The 19,013-nt window shown below is 66.6% G+C and carries 16 protein-coding genes; 9 read left to right on the top strand and 7 right to left on the bottom strand.

What is annotated here, in order from left to right; translation table 11 throughout:
- Window positions 1-60: 60 nt before the first annotated feature.
- Window positions 61-828, bottom strand: a complete 768-nt coding sequence (locus tag ACTPOI_RS09145) for a GntR family transcriptional regulator (protein ID WP_440108327.1) — start codon at window positions 826-828, stop codon at window positions 61-63.
- A 268-nt stretch (window positions 829-1,096) separates the two neighbouring features.
- Here ACTPOI_RS09145 and ACTPOI_RS09140 point away from each other — a divergent pair, with 268 nt between their 5' ends.
- Both ACTPOI_RS09140 and ACTPOI_RS09135 read left to right on the top strand, forming a co-directional pair.
- Window positions 1,097-2,152: an aromatic ring-hydroxylating dioxygenase subunit alpha gene (locus tag ACTPOI_RS09140; protein WP_440108326.1), complete on the top strand. Its 1,056-nt coding sequence runs from the start codon at window positions 1,097-1,099 to the stop codon at window positions 2,150-2,152.
- Entirely contained in the window at window positions 2,149-3,126 is a 978-nt protein-coding gene (locus ACTPOI_RS09135; protein ID WP_440108325.1) for a PDR/VanB family oxidoreductase, read from the top strand. The genes ACTPOI_RS09140 and ACTPOI_RS09135 overlap by 4 nt, the downstream gene beginning before the upstream one ends.
- A 206-nt stretch (window positions 3,127-3,332) precedes the next feature.
- On the opposite strand, the gene ACTPOI_RS09130 is transcribed toward ACTPOI_RS09135, so the two are convergent.
- Window positions 3,333-3,683, bottom strand: a complete 351-nt coding sequence (locus tag ACTPOI_RS09130) for an HPF/RaiA family ribosome-associated protein (protein ID WP_440108324.1) — start codon at window positions 3,681-3,683, stop codon at window positions 3,333-3,335.
- A gap of 334 nt (window positions 3,684-4,017) precedes the next feature.
- On the opposite strand from ACTPOI_RS09130, the gene ACTPOI_RS09125 reads away from it, so the two are divergent.
- From ACTPOI_RS09125 to ACTPOI_RS09110, 4 genes are all read left to right on the top strand, one after another.
- Window positions 4,018-4,905 carry a gamma-glutamyl-gamma-aminobutyrate hydrolase family protein gene (locus tag ACTPOI_RS09125; protein ID WP_440108323.1) on the top strand — a complete coding sequence of 296 codons (888 nt, stop codon included), beginning with the start codon at window positions 4,018-4,020 and terminating at the stop codon, window positions 4,903-4,905.
- Between the two features lie 171 nt (window positions 4,906-5,076).
- Complete coding sequence (locus ACTPOI_RS09120; RefSeq protein ID WP_440108322.1) at window positions 5,077-6,348, top strand: putative DNA modification/repair radical SAM protein; 1,272 nt, start codon at window positions 5,077-5,079, stop codon at window positions 6,346-6,348.
- A gap of 15 nt (window positions 6,349-6,363) precedes the next feature.
- On the top strand, window positions 6,364-7,257 hold the full coding sequence (locus ACTPOI_RS09115; RefSeq protein WP_440108321.1) for a TIGR03915 family putative DNA repair protein: 894 nt from the start codon (window positions 6,364-6,366) through the stop codon (window positions 7,255-7,257).
- Between the two features lie 237 nt (window positions 7,258-7,494).
- Window positions 7,495-7,854: a hypothetical protein gene (locus ACTPOI_RS09110; protein WP_440108320.1), complete on the top strand. Its 360-nt coding sequence runs from the start codon at window positions 7,495-7,497 to the stop codon at window positions 7,852-7,854.
- 248 nt (window positions 7,855-8,102) lie between these two features.
- Here the strand turns inward: ACTPOI_RS09110 and ACTPOI_RS09105 are convergent, their stop codons facing one another.
- From ACTPOI_RS09105 to ACTPOI_RS09090, 4 genes are all read right to left on the bottom strand, one after another.
- Window positions 8,103-8,573 carry an FKBP-type peptidyl-prolyl cis-trans isomerase gene (locus ACTPOI_RS09105; RefSeq protein WP_440108319.1) on the bottom strand — a complete coding sequence of 157 codons (471 nt, stop codon included), beginning with the start codon at window positions 8,571-8,573 and terminating at the stop codon, window positions 8,103-8,105.
- Window positions 8,574-8,813: 240 nt separating this feature from the next.
- A complete protein-coding gene (locus tag ACTPOI_RS09100; protein ID WP_440108318.1) occupies window positions 8,814-9,896 on the bottom strand; it encodes a pirin family protein in 1,083 nt (360 codons plus the stop codon).
- 289 nt (window positions 9,897-10,185) lie between these two features.
- Window positions 10,186-13,812, bottom strand: a complete 3,627-nt coding sequence (locus ACTPOI_RS09095) for an IPTL-CTERM sorting domain-containing protein (RefSeq protein WP_440108317.1) — start codon at window positions 13,810-13,812, stop codon at window positions 10,186-10,188.
- 44 nt (window positions 13,813-13,856) lie between these two features.
- Entirely contained in the window at window positions 13,857-13,916 is a 60-nt protein-coding gene (locus tag ACTPOI_RS09090) for a hypothetical protein (protein WP_440108764.1), read from the bottom strand.
- A gap of 238 nt (window positions 13,917-14,154) precedes the next feature.
- On the opposite strand from ACTPOI_RS09090, the gene ACTPOI_RS09085 reads away from it, so the two are divergent.
- From ACTPOI_RS09085 to ACTPOI_RS09075, 3 genes are read left to right on the top strand one after another with little or no spacing between them, the layout of a single operon-like run.
- The gene (locus tag ACTPOI_RS09085) at window positions 14,155-14,829 is read left to right on the top strand and encodes a (2Fe-2S)-binding protein (protein WP_440108316.1); all 675 of its coding nucleotides are present in this window, start codon (window positions 14,155-14,157) and stop codon (window positions 14,827-14,829) included.
- Window positions 14,826-15,950, top strand: a complete 1,125-nt coding sequence (locus ACTPOI_RS09080; protein ID WP_440108315.1) for an FAD binding domain-containing protein — start codon at window positions 14,826-14,828, stop codon at window positions 15,948-15,950. Before ACTPOI_RS09085 ends, ACTPOI_RS09080 begins: the two co-directional genes overlap by 4 nt.
- The gene (locus tag ACTPOI_RS09075; RefSeq protein WP_440108314.1) at window positions 15,947-18,298 is read left to right on the top strand and encodes a xanthine dehydrogenase family protein molybdopterin-binding subunit; all 2,352 of its coding nucleotides are present in this window, start codon (window positions 15,947-15,949) and stop codon (window positions 18,296-18,298) included. The genes ACTPOI_RS09080 and ACTPOI_RS09075 overlap by 4 nt, the downstream gene beginning before the upstream one ends.
- A 170-nt stretch (window positions 18,299-18,468) precedes the next feature.
- On the opposite strand, the gene ACTPOI_RS09070 is transcribed toward ACTPOI_RS09075, so the two are convergent.
- Complete coding sequence (locus tag ACTPOI_RS09070) at window positions 18,469-18,921, bottom strand: hypothetical protein (RefSeq protein WP_440108313.1); 453 nt, start codon at window positions 18,919-18,921, stop codon at window positions 18,469-18,471.
- Between the last annotated feature and the right edge of the window lie 92 nt (window positions 18,922-19,013).

The raw sequence follows: 19,013 nt of genomic DNA, 5'->3' as shown, positions 1-19,013 counted from the left end.
TTCAGGTATCACCAAATGCAATATCCGGCTGCGTTACCAACGCCCAGCGTAATGCCTGGTTCAGGCCGCTTCGCGGATGAGCTGCACACCCGGCAGGCCCTGCACCTGCGCCGCCTGCACCGCCGCCAGCAGGTTGCGCCGGGTAATGCGTGAATGCTCGCGCAGGATGGCCTCGGCCCGGGCGCCCTCGCGGCGAGCGATGGCGTCGAGTGCCTGGCGGTGCTGGTCTTGCGCCACCACCAGCATGTCGCGCGCCTGCGATGAATGGGTCTGCACCACCACAAAGGCCGAAGGCGATGCAAAGGGCAGGCTCTTGACGCGGTCCAGCTCGCGGGCGATCACGTCGCTGCCCACCATGCGGCTGAGCAGCACATGGAATTCGGCGTTGAGCTTGACGTAGCTGGCAAAGCCTTCATCGTCCAGCGTGGGCGGCGCGAGCACCGAATCGATGGCATCCAGGCACGCATTTGCCTCGGCCATCAGGTCGGCAGGCACGCCGCGCTCGGCCGCCAGGCGCGCGGCCAAGCCTTCCATGGTGCCGCGCAGTTCGATGGCATCGGCCACATCGGTCTCGGAAAACGTCCGCACCGCGTAGCCTCCGCCGGGCAGTCGGTGCAGCAGCCCCTCCTGCTCCAGCCGCATCAGGGCAGCGCGGATGGGCGTGCGCGAGACCCCGAGCTTTTCGACCAGCGTGAGCTCTGCAATGCGCGCACCGCCGGGCAGCTCGCCGGCCAGCACCATCTCGCGCAGGCGCAGCTGGGCTTTCACGGCCTGCGATGTACCGGCTTCGGCCAGAGGGGAGGTCGGGGCTTCGTCAGCAGGGTGCATAGGGTTGTATCCAGGGAAGGAGGCTGCCAAGCGCCCCTGGTCGAGGCGCGCGGTCAGCACCTAATGTATACACAAACATCACTGAAATAAAATCCAAAAATCAGGAAATATATATAAATCAGTAACTTATGAGAAATGCCGCATTGGCATAACTGATGTGCAGGTTTTTTCTGTATACAGCGATCCGGCCTTTTCGCACAATGCGATGCACCGCAGCCCGGTCAACGCAACGGGGCTGCCGCCCCGCCCCACGAAACGAGAGCCCGCCATGTTCCCCAAAAACGCCTGGTACGTTGCCTGCACCGCCGACGAAATTGCCGACAAGCCCCTGGGGCGCACCATCTGCAATGAAAAAATCGTGTTCTACCGCCCCGCGCCCGACCAGGTCGCCGCGCTGGACGACTTCTGCCCGCACCGGGGCGCGCCCTTGTCGCTGGGCTCGGTGTGCGAAGGCCATTTGCAATGCGGCTACCACGGCCTGCGGGTGGAATGCACGGGCAAGTCGGTGTCGATGCCCGGCCAGCGCGTGCAGGGGTTCCCCAAGGCGCGCAGCTTCCCGGTGGTGGAGCGCTACGGCTTCATCTGGGTGTGGCCCGGCGATGCCGACAAGGCCGACCCGACCACCATCCACCACCTGCACTGGGCCGACAACCCGGAGTGGGCCTACGGCGGCGGGCTGTACCACATCGAGTGCGACTACCGCCTGATGATCGACAACCTGATGGACCTGACGCACGAGACGTACGTGCACTCCACCAGCATCGGCCAGAAGGAAATCGACGAGGTGCCGTGCAAGACCCGCGTGGAGGGGGATGAAGTCATCACCAGCCGCTTCATGGAGGGTATTGAGGCGCCGCCCTTCTGGAAGATGGCCATGCGCATGAACGGCCTGCCCGACGACCAGCCGGTGGACCGCTGGCAGATCTGCCACTTCACGCCGCCCAGCCATGTGCTCATTGAAGTGGGCGTTGCGCTGGCCGGCCATGGCGGCTACAACGCACCGGCGGACAAGAAGGCATCGAGCATCGTGGTGGACTTCATCACGCCCGAAACCGACACCTCGATCCACTACTTCTGGGGCATGGCGCGCAACTTCAAGCCGCAGGACCCGGCGCTGACCACGCAGATCCGCGAAGGCCAGGGCAAGATCTTTGCCGAAGACCAGGACATGCTGGAGATGCAGCAGCAAAACCTGCTGCGCTACCCAGACCGCAAGCTGCTCATGCTCAACATCGACGCAGGCGGCGTGCAATCGCGCAAGATTCTGGACCGCCTGATCGCCGCCGAGCAGGCCGCCGCATCACCCCTGACGGTGGCTGCATGACCGCGCAGGAAACCTTCCAGGTCCGCGTCGTCAAGAAGCACGCCGAGGCCGAAGGCATCGCCAGCTTCGAGCTGGCCCGTGTGGACGGCGCGCCACTGCCCCCGTTCAGCGCGGGCTCGCACATCGACGTGCACCTTCCACACGGGCAAAACGGTGGCCTGGTGCGCCAGTACTCGCTGTGCAACGCATCGCACGAACTGCATCGCTACCGCATTGCCGTGCTGCGCGATGCAGCATCGCGCGGCGGCTCGATGGCCATGCACGACAGCGTGCACGAGGGCGACGTGGTCACCATCAGCACGCCGCGCAACCACTTCCCGCTGCACCCGGCACAGCGCACGCTGCTGCTGGCCGGTGGCATCGGGGTGACGCCGCTGCTGTGCATGGCCGACCGGCTGGCGCGCACGGGAGCCGACTTTGCACTGCATTACTGCACACGCTCTGCCGAACGCACGGCCTTTACCGCCGAGATTGCGGCATCGGCCATGGCGCCACATGTGCATTTCCATTTCGATGCGGGTCCACCCGAACAAAAGCTCGACCTGGCGGCCGTGCTGGCCGCGCCCGGCAGCGACCAGCGCGTGTACGTGTGTGGTCCGGCGGGTTTCATCGACCATGTGGTGAACACCGCCAAGGCCATGGGCTGGCCGCAGGACCGCATCCACCTCGAATACTTCGGCGCGCCGCCGCAGGACACCTCGGGCGACCAGGCCTTTGAGGTGCTCATTGCCAGCACCGGCAAGGCCTACACCATTGCGGCCGACACCTCGGTGGTGGAGGCACTGCGCTGCGAGGGCATCGACATCCTCACTTCCTGCGAGCAGGGCGTGTGCGGCACCTGCATCACCCGCGTGCTGGAGGGCGAGGTGGACCACCGCGACATGTACCTGACCGACGAAGAAAAAGCGGGCAACGAGCAATTCATGCCCTGCTGCTCGCGGGCGCGCAGCAAGGTGCTGGTGCTGGATTTGTGAATGTGGTGCCCCCCTGAGTCGCCTGCGGCGCCTTCCCCCCAAGGGGACGACGCCCTCGCTGCGGGGCGGCCCTTGCTCGGCGTCCCTCGCGTGGGGCGCGCCAGTTTCATGCGGCAGGGCCTCAAAAGATGGAGGCCGGATTGCTCCTGAATGTGTAGCTACTAGCGCTTATTCAACAAGCGCTAGCGGCTAATTTCATTCCAAATTTACTCTTCCACAGCCGTACGGATCGTGTCGCGCCCGTGGCGGTCCTTGAGTCGGCCCAGGTCGGTGTCGAGCGCGCGGGCGAGCTTGTCGGAGGCGCCGATGAAGGCGGTGGCCATCTTGTCCGAGTCGTCGCTCACCGTCACGGGCTGCCGGCCGGTCACGCGGGCCTCGATGCGGCAGCGCTTGTCGTTGGCGCCCGACTTGCCGGCGTCCACATCCGACAGGTGCACTTCGAGCCGCGTCACATGGTCCTGAAAGCGCGACAGGCGGCTCTTGCACTCATCGCTGATCCACTGCGCGAGCGACTCGCCGCCCTGGATGTGGTCGTCGGTGTTGACTTGGACTTGCATGGAATCTCCTGTGAAAAGGGTGAAGGCCTGGGACGGCCCGGCGAGGTGAGCCGGGCATGCCCCGCGTAAGGCGCATCGTCGCACCGAACGGCAACCCTGCGGGTAAGAACATGTGCAGCGGCGGGGCTTAGGGCCGCACGCCGCGCAGCCGCCCGAACGCAGACACGGGCCTGCCGCCCCTCATGGCATCGCACCACACCGCGTGCCACGCACCGGGCAAGCCCAATTCCTACACCTGCCTGGCGCCGCGCCGCGCAGAATGCAGGACGACCTTCACCCTGTTCTTTTGCAGCGGCGCTGTGCGCAGCAACGTTGCCCCAAGCCCCCAATCCCCATGGCCTCCGCACCCCGCCTCAAGATCGGCCTGTCGGCCTGCTTTCAGCATGCCGACCCCACCCGCCCGCTGTTCACCAACAAGACGCTGCAGTACGTGGAGCAGTCCATTGCCCACTGGATCATGTCGTCGGGCGCCATCGTGGTGATGGTGCCTTGCCCCACGGGCGAGACGGCGCGCGGCGATGTCACGCTGCAGCACTACGCCCAGTGGCTCGATGGCGTGGTGATGCACGGCGGCGCCGACGTGTGGCCCGGCAACTATGGCGAGGAGCCCCTGCGCGACGAGTGGACGGGCGACCGCGTGCGCGACATCTACGACCTGGCACTGGTGAAGGCCTTTGCCGAGGTGGGCAAGCCCATCTTCGGCGTGTGCCGGGGCCTGCAGCTCATCAACGTGGCCTTTGGCGGCGCGCTGTACCAAGACATCGAAACCCAGCACCCCGGCGCGCTGCAGCACCGCAACGCCACCACGTACGACCAGCACTTTCACGACATCCACATCGTGCCCGACTCGCGCCTGGCGCAGCTCTACCCCGGCATGCCGCGTGCGCGGGTCAACAGCATCCACCACCAGGGCATCAAGCGCGTGGCGCCCGAGTTTGTGGTGGAGGCCCTGAGTGAACCCGATGGCGTGCCCGAAGCCATTCGCCTCAAGCCCGCACCGGGGCGCAGCTACATCGCGGCCACGCAGTGGCACCCGGAGTTCCACACCCAGGGCTCCGACACGCTGGACGACACGGCCATCCTGAACGACTTTCTGGCGGCGTGCCACGAGGCTCGGGGCCGCGCTCCCGTGCAACCGTCCGACAAGCCGGTAGGCCTGCGGGACCGCGCCACCCGGCTGCTGCGCACGGCGCTGCGGCGCAACCGTGAAGTGGCCCGGTAGCGCCGAAAGGCCAGCTCGAAGCCACTGCGGCCGTCCGCCACCGAAAAATGGGCAAAATCAGCCAGAAGCCCTTTATTTGATTGCACCCATTGCTATTTATTAAATAGCAATTGAGGGCCATGATTTGACCCTTGAATGGCACAAGGGATCAAAAAGCTGTAAATTCATACAGTGCAATTACAGTCCAAACTCGCCATCCTCGCCGACGCCGCCAAGTACGACGCCTCATGTGCCTCCAGCGGCGCTGCGCCGCGCAACTCGGTGGGCGGGCGCGGCATGGGCTCGACCGAGGGCATGGGCATCTGCCACAGCTACGCTCCGGACGGACGCTGCATCTCGCTGCTCAAGATTCTGCTCACCAACTTCTGCCAGTACGACTGCCTGTACTGCGTGAACCGCGTGACCAGCAACGTGCCCCGGGCGCGCTTCACGGTCGATGAGGTAGTGCAACTCACGCTGGACTTTTACCGGCGCAACTGCATCGAGGGGCTGTTCCTGTCCAGCGGCATCATCCAGAGCCCCGACTACACCATGGAGCAGGTGGTGGAGGTGGCCCGCGTACTGCGCGAGGAACACGACTTTCGCGGCTACATCCACTTGAAGACCATTCCCGATGCATCGCCCGAGCTGATGCAGCGCGCAGGCCGCTATGCCGACCGGCTGTCCATCAACATCGAGCTGCCCACGGCCGAAGGCCTGAAGGCGCTGGCGCCCGAAAAAGACAGCGCCGCCATCGACCGGTCCATGGCCCGCATGGCCGTGCACATTGGTGAATCGCGCGGCGCGCGCAAGGAGCAGGCCGCGCAGTCCATCGTGTCGATGCCGCAGTCGCGCACCACGCGCCGCGCCAGCGTGCCGCACTTTGCGCCGGGCGGGCAGAGCACGCAGATGATCGTGGGGGCCGACGCCACCAGCGACCGCACCATCCTGGCCACCAGCGCGCGGCTGTATGGCGCGCACCAGCTGCGGCGGGTGTACTACTCGGCCTTCAGCCCCATCCCCGACGCCGCGCGCGCCCTGCCCCTGGCCGCGCCGCCCACGGTGCGCGAGCACCGGCTGTACCAGGCCGACTGGCTGATGCGCTTTTACGGCTTCACCCATGACGAGATCGTGCCCCCTGCCCAGGCGGGCATGCTGTCACTGGACATGGACCCCAAGCTGGCCTGGGCACTGGCGCACCGCGAGCGCTTTCCCGTCAACCTCAACACCGCCCCGCGCGAGCTGCTGCTGCGCGTGCCCGGCTTTGGCGTGCAGACAGTCGAGCGCCTGTTGGCCGCCCGCCGCGTGCGCCGCCTGCGCCATGCCGATCTGGCGAGGCTGCACGTGCCTTTGAAGAAAGTGCTGCCGTTTGTGGAAGCCGCCGACTACCGCCCCGGCCGCGCGCTGGATGCCACGGACCTCGCCGCGCAACTGGCGCCGCCGCTACAGCGCAGCCTGTTTTGAGCGCGTGAGGTCCGCATGCAGCGCCACACCATCACACTGGAACACCCCACCGATTGGGCCGGTTTCCGCACTGCCGCCCGCGCCCTGGTGCAGGCCAACGTGCCGCCACATGCGGTGGACTGGCACTGCCCGGCCGATACGGCCGAAGACCTGTTCGCGCCAGAAGCCCCCGGCAGCGGCATCGTGGGCAACCGCCTGCCCAGCCCGGCGCCCGAGGCACCGCGTCTGCGCGTGTCGCCCGACTTTGTGCGCCTGTGCGAACAGCTCATCCTGCACCGCGACCCGGCCCGCTTCACGCTGATGTACCGACTGCTGTGGCGCATGGCGCAGGGCGGAGCGGACGCCGAAGCCGCGCGGAACGACCCGCTGGACGCCGACCGCATGCAGGCCCACCACATGGCCCGGGCCGTGGCGCGCGACAAGCACAAGATGCACGCCTTTGTGCGCTTTCGCCCCGTGGTGGAGCCCGACGGGCAAACGCTGCACATGGCGTGGTTCGAGCCCGACCACTACATCACCGAGGCCAACGCGGGCTTCTTCATCCGCCGCTTCACGCAAATGCGCTGGGCCATCCTCACGCCCGACGCCAGCGTGCGCTGGGACGGCACGCACCTGCACACCGGCCCCGGGGGCCAGCGCAGCGACGCGCCGCCGCCCGATGCTGGCGAGGCGCTGTGGCTCACCTACTACCGCCACATCTTCAACCCTGCGCGGCTCAAGCTCAACATGATGAAAAAGGAGATGCCCACGCGCTACTGGCACAACCTGCCGGAAGCCGCGCTCATCACCGAGCTGGCGCAGACAGCGCACGAGCGCAGCGGGCAGATGGTGGCCGCCGGTCCGACCACGCCGCGCAAGCGCATCGCGCCAATGCAGCGCCCGGTAGATGCAAACCGCCAACGCGGGTGAGAGCCATTGCGCGTGCTGCGGCCCGCAGTCTGAACGCACCAGCACCGGCTGCATCGACGCGCGCCGAATGCACAACACGCACCAGCGCCGCTGCGGTACGTGCACGCGGCGAGCGGGCTCCGTAACACCCGGTTGCCAAGTTGCTGCCCGCTGCGTCAGCGCGCGTTGGCACGGGGCCGTTGCATACACAGGTCAGGCACTTTGCCGGGCCGCTGGTCCGATCTGAAAGGATTTCTCATGAACAAGCTTTTCGCTGCCCTGCTCGCCGGTTTCTTTGCTGCGTCCACGTTTGCCCAGGCGCCTGCCGCACCCGCAACCCCGGCAGCGCCAGCGACTCCTGCCAAGCCGGCAATGCCTGCAACGCCTGCGATGACCTCAGCAACGCCAGCAGTTCCTGCAACACCGGCGACACCGGCAACACCCGCAGCCAAGCCCGATACCACGGCCGGTGCCACGACACCTGCAGCTCCTGCGTCAGCGGCTAAAAAGGCTGACAAGAAGGCCGCAGACGCCAGCCACAAGGTCGACAAGAAAGACCACAAGGCCAAGGCCAAGACCAACGCCGCTGCAGACGGACACACGGGCACCACCAAGTAGCCTGTGCAGCGCCCCCGCCTCTCGTGACAAAGCCCGCATGAGCGGGCTTTTTTATGCGCCGTGCGCAGCGAGAGGCGCAACGCGCGAAAGCGCGGGCAACGCAAGCAACAGTTTAGGGCAGCGGGCACTGCCACGGCAGGTGCACCTTGCGCAGTTGCCGCGGGGTTAGCGCCCAGCCGCTGCAGCCGTCGTCACCCGCTCCGGCAATTCGCCGACAGCCAGGTACAGCCAGCTGCAGCCGCACAGCATCAATGCTGGTGCCCGTGCGCGCCGTGTACGTGGCGGTGTGCAATTTCTTCGGCCGATGCAGCGCGCACGTCCGTGACCTTGCAGCTGAACTTCAGCGTTTGGCCGGCCAGCGGATGGTTGCCGTCCAGGTGTACTTCGGGTCCCTTGATCTTGACCACATTGAACACGGCGGGCTGGCCGTCATTGCCCACGCCCTGCAGTTGACCGCCCACCTTCACGCCGGGTGGAAACTCGCTCTTGGGAATGGTGCGCACCAGGCTTTCATCGCGCGCGCCAAAGGCGTCTTCCACCGCCAGGTCGAGCGTGGTGGCAAAGCCCACCGTCTGGCCTTCCAGGGCGGCCTCGACCTTGGGAAAGATGTTTTCATAGCCACCGTGCAGGTAGGCCAGGCTGCCCGCGTCCAGCGGCTTGCCTTGCGGGCTGGTCACCTTGTACGTGATGGTGACGGCGGAGTCTTTGGTGATGTTCATGGTTGTGCGCTTTCAATCAATCGGTGGGGCCCGCCAGGGCGCGGCAACTGGATGCGGCACCAGCCCAACGGGCCAGGCCAGACCACCGCGCGTGGGCCGGGACCGCGCATTGTCCACGAGGCGCCAGCGCCGAGATGTGGGAGCACGGGCAACGGATTCGCAGGGCAGGCAGCCCCCCCGGCGCTCACGTGCTGGAACGTCCAGCGCAGCCCGCGCTTCGCGTCGGGGTCTGCGCCGCCGTCAGCTTGCCGCAGTAGTGGCCTGCGATGCCTCGGGAATCTCCTCGTCGCTCCGCCCCGGGTAACGCGCAAAGCGCCGCGCTTCCGTGCCATGCACGGGGTCCTGATCGGGCCAGGGCCAGCCGCCAAACTGCGTGCGGCGGTAGTCGTTCATGGCCTGCATGATCTCGGCCTGCGTGTTCATCACGAACGGGCCGTACTGCGCCACGGGCTCCGCAATGGGCCGACCCTGCAGCAACAGGCATTCCACCGGCGTGGTACCGGTGTTGGCCAGCAGCCAGTCGTGCCCGGCCCGCAGCTGCAGCGCTGCGTGGCGGTCCACCTCTTGCGGGCCTACGAGCAGGCTGTCGCCCACAAAGAAGTACAGCATGCGCTGTGTGCCGGCACCCGTTGCAGCGGGAAGGGTCCATGCAGCACCAGGTTCCAGATGCAGGGTCCAGATCGCCACGTCACCCTCGGGCTGCGACGCCCAGGACTCGGGCGGGGGCGACAGCGGCGCGGGTGTGCCCGGCAGCGCGCCGGCCACCACGGTGACGGTGGTCTTGCGGCCCGCCGCGTCGAGGTGCTCCAGCCGCGGAATGCGCTCGTTCCACAGCATGGTGAAGTGCGGCTCCACCATCTTGCTCTTGGCAGGCAGGTTCAGCCAGATCTGGAAGAGTTCGAGCGGGTTGGGCGCGGTGGCGTTGAGCAGCGGAAACATCTCGGAATGCACGATGCCCTTGCCCGCCGTGACCCACTGCACGTCGCCGCCGCCAAAACGCGCTGCGGCGCCCAGCGAATCGGAGTGGTCGATGAGCCCTTTGCGCACCAGCGTCACGGTTTCAAAGCCGCGGTGCGGGTGGCCCGGAAAGCCTGGCACGGTATCCCCGTGGTACATGCTCCAGCCATCCTTGCGGCTGAAGTCGCTGCCGATCTGCCGGTCGTCAATGGGCACGGCGGGGCCAAAGGCGGCGTTGCCGGCCGGGTAGGCATCGTCGTGGTGGGCGCAGAACAAAAAAGGGTCTAGCGTGGGCCATTGCGGCCCCAGCAACTGGGCCTGCACGATGGGGACCAGAGTGGGTGCAGAAGTGGTGGGCGACGACATGCGGGGCTCCTGAAGGTGGCGCCGCCCCGGACGGGCGGCAGGTCTACCGAATATGCCGCCAATGGTGCCCGGGCAGAAGTGCCGGAGATGGAACAGTGCGGTGCGTGCGTGGGACGGTGGGCAGGATGTTGCGCCCCTTGAGGACCCCATGCCCCCCCGAGAGGCAGCATTACTAGCTGAATTGGGCCCCAGCGCTCTTCTTATACGCCCTGCACGCTATTACTTGCATAGCAAAGCAGGAGACGCCACATCGACTTGCGCGTTCTTTCCGCTGCGTTCGCTAATTTCGTCAAGTGCTCCTGCCCAGTCGCTGATGGCGTGCTGCATACAGCCCGCACGCCGCCAGCAACAACGAGAGCAGCAGCATCCCCCACTGCGAGAGCGTCGGAATCGAGGCGCCCCCGCTCGCGGCAACTGCCAAGCCGACTCCGCCCGGATCGGCGATGGAACCGTTTGCCGCCAGATCGTCATCGCCCACCGCACCGTCGGTGAGCGGCAATGTCACGGTGTTCCCGGCGATGGTCGCTGCTGGAAACGGATACCAGTGCGGGGCGTTCTGCGTGGGCGTCGGCCCGTACTTCATGTACACCGCGCCCGCCGGGAAGGCTTGCGGATAGGTCAGGGTGATCGTGACCGCCGCCGCACCGGGGCATCCGTCCACGACCACATCAAACAACCCCTGAGAGAAAACATACCCCGCGGCGCCGCCCACCGGTGGCGAGTTGGCCCCACCCGTGCGGGGAATGAAAGCTGCGCGACCGAAGCCGCACCCCGCGGGGCCGGCAAGGCTGGCATTGACGTTACCCCCGCCGGCAGGGCTAGTGCCCGTTGCCGTGATCGGATAAGCCCGTGTCACCGTCACGGTGTACGTCTTGGTGGTGATGCCGTCCTGGGCGGTGACCACGGTGGTGATGGTGTTGCTGCCAGCGTTGAGTGCGATCGGGCCCGAGGCGCTGCCGCTGGCGGTAACGACCCCGTTGATGGTGACGCTAGACGAGCCCGAAGCCACGGTAGGGGTGACAGTCAGAGCCGTCGTGGCACTACCCACACTGGCCGTGTAGCCCGTGGTGGCCGCGGCAAAGGCCGGCGCCAGCGTGCCGTTTGACAGTGACAGCGCGCTCAGGTCCGCGTTGGTGGACGCAGCACGTGTCACCGTGACGGTATACGTCTTGGTGGTCACACCATCCTGGGCCGTGACGACGGTCGTGATGGTGTTGCCGCCGACATTGAGTGCGATCGCACCAGAGGCATTGCCGCTGGTGGTGGCAACACCGTTCACGGTGACGCTGGATGAGCCAGACGCGACGGTGGGTGTGATGGTCAGTGACGTCGTAGCGTTGCCCACGTTGGCCGTGTAGCTAGTGGTAGCCGAGGCAAAGGCGGGGGTCAGTGTGCCGCCCGACAGTGACAGCGCGCTCAGGTCGGCGTTGGATGAGAGAGCACGGGTCACCGTGACGGTGTAGGTGTTGGTGGTCACCCCATCCTGCGCCGTGACGACTATCGTGATGATGTTGTTACCAACGGCCAGGGCGATGGCTCCAGACGCACTCCCACTGGTAGTAGCGACTCCGTTGACGGTAACGCTGGCGGCGCCCGAAGCGAGGGTGGGGGTGACGGTCAGCGATGTTGTGGCGTTACCCACGGTGGCTGTGTAGCCCAGGGTGGCAGCAGCAAAGGCTGGCGCCAAGGTACCGCTTGACAATGACAGCGCACTCAGATCCGCGTTGGACGACGCGGCGCGCGTCACCGTCACCGTATAGGTCTTGGTAGCGCCATTCTGTGCCGTGACCACGGTGGTGATGGTATTGCTGCCGACATTGAGGGCGATGGCGCCAGACGCGTTACCGCCGCTGACCACGACCCCATTGACCGTCACGGACGCATTTGCGTCGGCAACCGATGGTGTCACCGTCAGAGCAGTGGTGGCGTTGCCGACGCTGGCCGTGTAGCCGGTCGTGGCGGCGTTGAAGACGGGAGACAGAGTGCCGCTTGAGAGCGACAGCGCGCTCAGGTTTGCATTGGCGGAGGCCGCACGCGTCACAGTGATCGTGTAGCTCATGGTGGTGGTGCCGTCCTGGGCGGACACCACCGTGGTGATGGTGTTGGCACCAACGGCAAGCGCAATCGCACCCGAAGCACTGCCACTGGTCACCGCCACACCGTTGACCGTCACCGTCGCCGTGCTGTCAGCGACCGTTGGCGTGACCGTCATTGAGGTCGTGGCGTTGCTGACACTGGCTGTGTAACTGGTGGTAGCCGCAGCAAAGGCAGGCGCCAGAGTACCGCTCGACAGACTCAACGCTGAAAGGTTGGCGTTGGTCGACGGCACACGGTTGACAGTGAGGGTGTAGGTTTTGGTGGTACCGCCGCTGGATGTGACGATGGTTGTGATCGTGTTCGCCCCAGGGCTCAATGCGATCGCGCCTGACGCGGCGCCACTGGCCACGGTCACGCCATTGACCGTGATGGTGGAGCCGGGGATATCGGCCGTGGGCGTGATGGTCGTGCTCGTAGTCGCGAACGCTACCGTAGCACCATAGCTGGTCGTGCCGCTCGTGAACGCCGGGCTCAAGGCAGCGGCGGAGGCGCTCAGTCCGGCCAGGTCAGCATTCGTGGTGGGATCAATGAACACGAAGTAGTTGAATCCCTCCTGCCAAAGTTTGGGCCCCACCCCGCCTATCCCGCCATTGCTGGTGATACGGACCTCGTCGACATCCTTGAACTGGGCTGGCAACGTGATGAGGACCGGATTCAAATTGCCGCCTGTCGTAAAGGTCCAGGCCGCACCGACCGTCGCGTTGTTGCGATATCCGGTCGCGATGTAGGTCGAGCTTAACCCTTGCGCATCTTGGATCCGAAAGCTGGACAACCCGAACAGCCGGTTCAGCTGTGTCTTGATGATCAAAGCGCCCACAGGGTCGTACTGGCCAATGCCATTGCTGGAATACAGCAGCATCGAACCTGTGCCCCCCGTCAGGTCGTAGTTGGTCACTTGGCCGGTCTGGACATTTCCAAAATCCGCAAAGTAAAACTCGTAAACCACACCAGAAATGTCGGCGGTCCCCGTGGACGCTTGGCCATCAACCATCTTCGGGGTGAAAAAACTCCCATCCGGAAGACCAAAGGGAATCGCCACCGTTCCCGCCACCGTGGCCAGGACGGCGCCGTAATCGGGGAAGTCCAGCGCCGCACTGCGCAACACTCCCGTCGTGCGCTCCAGCACCCAGTCACCGCCCAGTTCGCGCGCACCCGTCAGGTTGGTGGAGGCGGCCACCCGGGCCCCGGTTGCGCTCGCCAGCATGGCCACAAACTCCTGCCCCTCCTGCCCCAGGCCGGCTTCACAGCCGTACAAAAGCAGGTCTGCATCGTTTGCCAGCGCTGCCCTTATGCGCGCCAGGGCTGCACCACGCTGCGCAAGCGTTGACCGGTTCAGCGTTACAGATCCCAGATTCAATGCGCCGCTGCTGCCGTGCGAGATCAGATGCACAGCAGGAACATGCGTGCGCCCGGCCAAGGCATCGGCCATCTGGTCCAGCCCGTCTCCCTTCGCATCCAGCACCACCACCTCAAGCGAAGGGCCCGCCGCCGCCGCCAATTGCTGGTGGTCGCCCACATCGCTCACGATGAAAAGGATGCCGGCGGGTTGAACCACTGGAAGAGGGTGCGACCCGGCGGAGACCGGCGAGGCCAAGGCAAGCAAGGCCCACGCGAATGTCGCGCACCAAAGCGCGTGCAGACCGGCCAGATTTCTCATGAATGTTTTCACTGGCGCGATCCGGATGTGTATGTAGAAAAGCAGTACACCATGGATATCCACAAATAACCACGGTTTATTTCCAGGCCCGTACCAGCTCCCGTCCGGCTGGTGGCCGAAGGAGGTCAGCGTGCGTTCGCTCGCGCGCACCAGCGTGATCACGTCACGGTAGCGCGCGGTCTGGCCATCGCCCTTGAAGCTGGGCCTTAAGCCTCCAGCATCAGCCCCTTCTGGCTTGCGTCGAACGTGCCTTGGTACACAAACATGTGGGCCATCATCGATCCCACCCAGGTGCAGCGAACACGTTATCTGAAGGGTCGTACCCCAGCGTCGCCCGTCAGCTGGCCGCATCCACTGCGCGACCGGGTGATGGAATTCAGGCGACCCACCACCCGCACCACGGGGCAATAGCGGCCCTGTCTGACAGCCGTCCGGCGGGCCGCGGTCCAAAAATCATCGCAACAAAGCCGGACCCTGCAGGGTCCCTGCCCCAGGAGCCCCCGCATGAGCCTCGCCACGCCCCCTGCTGCTGCGGCAGCCGCAGCCTTACCGACACCGAAGCATGCAGCCCCGGGCTTCGTCCCCGCGGCGCCTGCTGCAGCGGTGGAAAAGCACACAGTGCAGCTCACCGTCAACGGCCAGCCGCATTCCCTGCCTGTCGAGACCTGGGTGAGCCTGCTGGACCTGCTGCGCGATCGACTGAACCTCACCGGCACCAAGAAGGGCTGCGACCAGGGCCAGTGCGGTGCGTGCACCGTCCTGGTCAACGGCGAACGCGTGCTCTCGTGCCTGACGCTGGCAGTGATGCGCGATGGCTGCCGCATCACCACGGTGGAAGGGCTGGCGGCGCTGGAGACCGGCGGTGCGCCAGCGGCGCCCAATGGGCAAGACGCCGACAAAACCATCCCGCTGCATCCGTTGCAACAGGCCTTCATGCAGCACGACGCCTTCCAGTGCGGCTACTGCACCCCGGGCCAGCTGTGTTCAGCCGTAGGGCTCATCCGCGAGGGCGAAGCGCGCACCGTGGACCAGGTGCGCGAGCTGATGAGCGGCAACCTTTGCCGCTGCGGCGCCTACCCGCAGATCACCGCCGCGGTGTGCCAGGTGGCGCTGGGCGATGCCCACCCGGCCTCCCGCACGGCGCACACGCCCGTGGTCACCGGCACGGTGCCGGCATGAACAATTTCAGCTTTCGCACGGCCGATTCGGTGGGTTCCGCGGTGGCCGCCATGGCCATGGTGGGCACGCAGCCGCCGTCCACCACCGCAGCCGGCACGGCGCGGCCCATCGCGGGCGGCACCAACCTGCTCGACCTGATGAAGGAAAACGTGATGCGGCCCGCCACGCTGGTCGACATCAACCGCCTGCATCTGGCCGACATCACCGAGTTGCCCGGTGGCGGCCTGCGCCTGGGCGCGCTGGCGCGCAACGCGGCCACGGCCTACCACCCACTGGTGCGCAGCCGCTACCCGCTGCTGTCGTCGGCCATTCTGGCGGGCGCGTCGCCGCAGATCCGCAACATGGCCAGCAACGGCGGCAACCTGCTGCAGCGCACGCGCTGCGTGTACTTCTACGACACGGCCACGCCCTGCAACAAGCGCGAGCCCGGCACGGGCTGCCCGGCCCAGGCCGGTATTGCGCGGCAACACGCCATCCTGGGGGCCAGCGCGCACTGCATTGCCGTGCACCCGTCCGACATGTGCGTGGCGCTGGCCGCGCTCGAAGCCGTGGTGCATGTGCAGGGCCCGGCTGGCGCGCGCGACATTGCGTTTGCCGACTTTCACCGCCTGCCCGGCGACCGGCCCGAGCAGGACACCGTGCTGCGCCACGACGAACTCATCACCCACATCGACCTGCCCGGGCCGGGCGGCTTTGCCGCGCACTCGGTGTACCTCAAGCTGCGCGAGCGGGCCTCGTATGCGTTTGCGCTGGCGTCGGTGGCGGCCGCGCTGGAGATCGGCGCCGACGGCCGCATTGCCCGTGCACGCATTGCCCTGGGCGGCGTGGCCCACAAGCCCTGGCGCCGCCCCGAGGCTGAGGCCCTGCTGCAGGGCCAACTCCCCGACACCGCCGCATTTGAAGCCGCCGCTGCGTTGCTGACCGAAGGCGCCACGCCCCATGGCAGCGGCGTAGGCCACAACGGCTTCAAGATCCCGCTCGCGCGCCGCGCCGTGGTGCGGGCGCTGGCCACTGCGGCAGCGGGCACGGTGGCCAACACCGGCGACACCGGAGCCAACCACGACCGTCAGGACAGCCATGACAGCAACGGCAGCCCCTTCGCGCAGGACACCGCACCATGAACGGATATTTCGAACCGATGAAGCCCGTGCAGCCGCTGGCGCCGCAGGGCACCGGGCGCGTTGCGCTGGGCAATGCCGTGCCGCGCATCGACGGCGAAGCCAAGGTGACCGGGCAGGCCCGCTACGCCGCCGAATACCCCGCGCCCGACCTGGTGTGGGGCGTGGTGGTCAACAGCAGCGTGGCGCGCGGGCGCATCACGGCGCTGCAGCTGGATGACGCCCTGGCCGTGCCCGGCGTGCTGGACATCCTCACCCACGCCCACCGGCCCCACATCCGCAAGATGGACCTGTTCTACAAGGACATGACGGCACCGGCCGGGTCACCCTTCAAGCCGCTGGCCGATGACCAGGTGCACTACAGCGGCCAGCCCGTGGCGCTGGTGCTGGCCGAGACCTTCGAGACCGCGCGCTACGCCGCATCGCTGGTGCGGGTGCAGTACGACACCGCGCCGCACGACACCGACCTGCTGGGCAGCCTGGCACGGGGGCACAAGCCCGCACCGCTCAAGGCCGGGTACTCACCCCCGCCCAAGCCCACCGGCGATGCCGATGCAGCGCTGGCGCAGGCCGCAGCCAAGGTAGATGCCGAGTTCTACAGCGGCGCTGAGCACCACAACCCGATGGAGATGCATGCCAGCACCGTCATCCGCGGCGCAGACGGGCACCTGACCATCTACGACAAGACGCAGGGCTCGCAGAACTGCCGCTGGCTGGTTTCGCGCGTGTTCGGGCTGGGCAAGCACAAGGTCACGGTGATGAACCCGTTTGTGGGCGGTGCCTTCGGCTCGGGCCTGCGGCCGCAATACAACCTGGTGCTGGCCGTGATGGCCACGCTGCACCTGGAGCGCTCGGTGCGCGTGGTGCTCACGCGCCAGCAGATGTTCACCTTCGGCCACCGGCCCGAAACGTGGCAGCGCGTGAAGCTGGGCGCCGCCGCGGACGGCACGCTGCAAGGCGTCGTGCACGAGGCCATTGCCGAGACATCGCGCAAGGAAGACTACTGCGAGGTGGTGGTCAACTGGTCGGGCCAGCTGTACCAATGCCCCAGCGTGCGGCTGGGCTACCAGCTGGTGGACCTGGACCAGTACACCCCCATGGACATGCGCGCGCCCGGCGGCGCCCACGGGATGCACGCGCTGGAAGTGGCCATGGACGAGCTGGCCTGCGCGCTGCAGATGGACCCGGTGGCGTTGCGGCTGAAGAACTACGCCGAACGCGACCAGGCCAAGGGCCTGCCGTATTCGACCAAGGAGCTGCGCGCCTGCTACGCGCAGGCGGCCGAGCGCTTTGGCTGGGAGCGGCGCAACCCCGAGCCGCGCAGCATGCGCGAGGGGCACGAGCTGATCGGCTGGGGCATGGCCACTGGCCAGTGGGACGCGATGCAGATGTTTGCGCGCGCGCATGCAGTCTTCCATGCCGATGGCCGGCTGGAGGTGTCCAGCGCCGCGTCGGACATCGGCACCGGCACCTACACCGTGATGGCGATGATCGCCGCCGCGGCACTGGGCCTGCCGCTGGAAAACGTCACCTTCCGGCTGGGCGATTCGCGCCTGCCGGTAGCGCCCGTGGAGGGCGGCTCGTCGCACGTGGCCACCGTGGGATCGGCGGTGGAGGGCGTGTGCGAGAAGCTGCAAAAGCGCCTGTGGGCGCTGGCGCGGCGCGTGCCCGAATCCCCGCTGGTGCACTCGCGTTTTGCACAGGTCGAGTTTGTGGACGGGTGCGTGCAGCTGCGCGGCCAGCCATCGTCTGGCGTGACGTACGCCGCTGCGCTGGCAGCGGCGGGCGAAGACCGCATCGAGTCGAAGCACCTACTGCTGCCCAACGTGCTCAAGCAAAAGAAATACACCCGCGCCACGCACTCGGCCGTGTTTGTGGAGGTGCGGGTGGACGAGGCGTTTGGCACCGTGCGCGTGACGCGCGTGGTGAGCGCGGTGGCAGCCGGCCGCATCCTGAGCGCGCAGACCGCGCGCAGCCAGGTGGTGGGCGGCGTGGTGTGGGGCATCAGCCAGGCACTGCATGAGGAAACCCTGTGCGACCAGTCGCTGGGCCGCTTCATGAACCACAACTACGGCGAATACCACGTGCCGGTGAACGCCGACATCCACGACATCGACGTGATCTTTGTGCCAGAGGACGACCGCATCGTGAGCCGCCTGGGCGCCAAGGGCGTGGGCGAGATCGGCATCGTGGGCGTGGCCGCCGCCATCAGCAACGCCATCCACCACGCCACCGGCCGCCGCCTGCGCAGCACGCCGATGACGCCGGACAAGGTAATGGCGCCCGGCGATGGCTGGGCGGCGGGCGATTCGGCCGTGCTGCCCGCGCGGAACGCGCCCGGCAAGGTATGAGTGGATGAGGGGCGAGCCTTGTGCCCCGTGCCTCCTGGCAGCCTTTCCGGCGACCAATGCGCCTGAAACTTCCGTTGGTCGCAAGAATTTGAGCAAAAACAGGCTGTAGCGTTTGTTTTAATTGCCCTACTAGCTATTATTTACATAGCAATAAGGCAACCACAATCGCGCTAAGCCTGCGTGTCGATCATCCGTTCGCCGCGCCCCAGCGGGTCGAGCGTGACCTCGCACTTGGGCGCGTCCTGCAGGTCGGGCCGGTCGGTTCCGCCCAAGTCTTCCAACGCGGTGAACTGGCCATCCAGAAACAGGAACGTGGTGGTGGCCGCAATATGTTCCATCGCCTCCTCGGGGCCGACAAAGCCGCTGCCGGTGGCCTTGTCACCGTCCAGCAGGTATGACCAGGCACCGTCCTGCTCGGGCCCCATGCGGCCCAGGTCGATGAGCTTGTGCTTGATGTTGCCCGCGTACACGCGCCCACGCAGGGCGTACAGCACAAAGGGAATCCCGGCAGGCGCGCCGCCGGATGGCGAAGCTGCAGATGAGGTGTCTGCGAAGGGCGCCTCGGCGCGCTCTGCGGCCGACTGCGAGGATGGGGTCGTGGGATCGGGAGATGCTGTAGCCACGGGGGACTCCTGGAAATGGACAGAAAAGTCAGTCAGTGCGCTTGCCGTGCGCGGCGGGTGCCACCCAACGCGAACCTCCTGGCTCGGCGCAG

This window comes from Acidovorax sp. BL-A-41-H1 (assembly GCF_051942715.1).
This window is presented reverse-complemented; position numbering and strand designations above follow the sequence as displayed.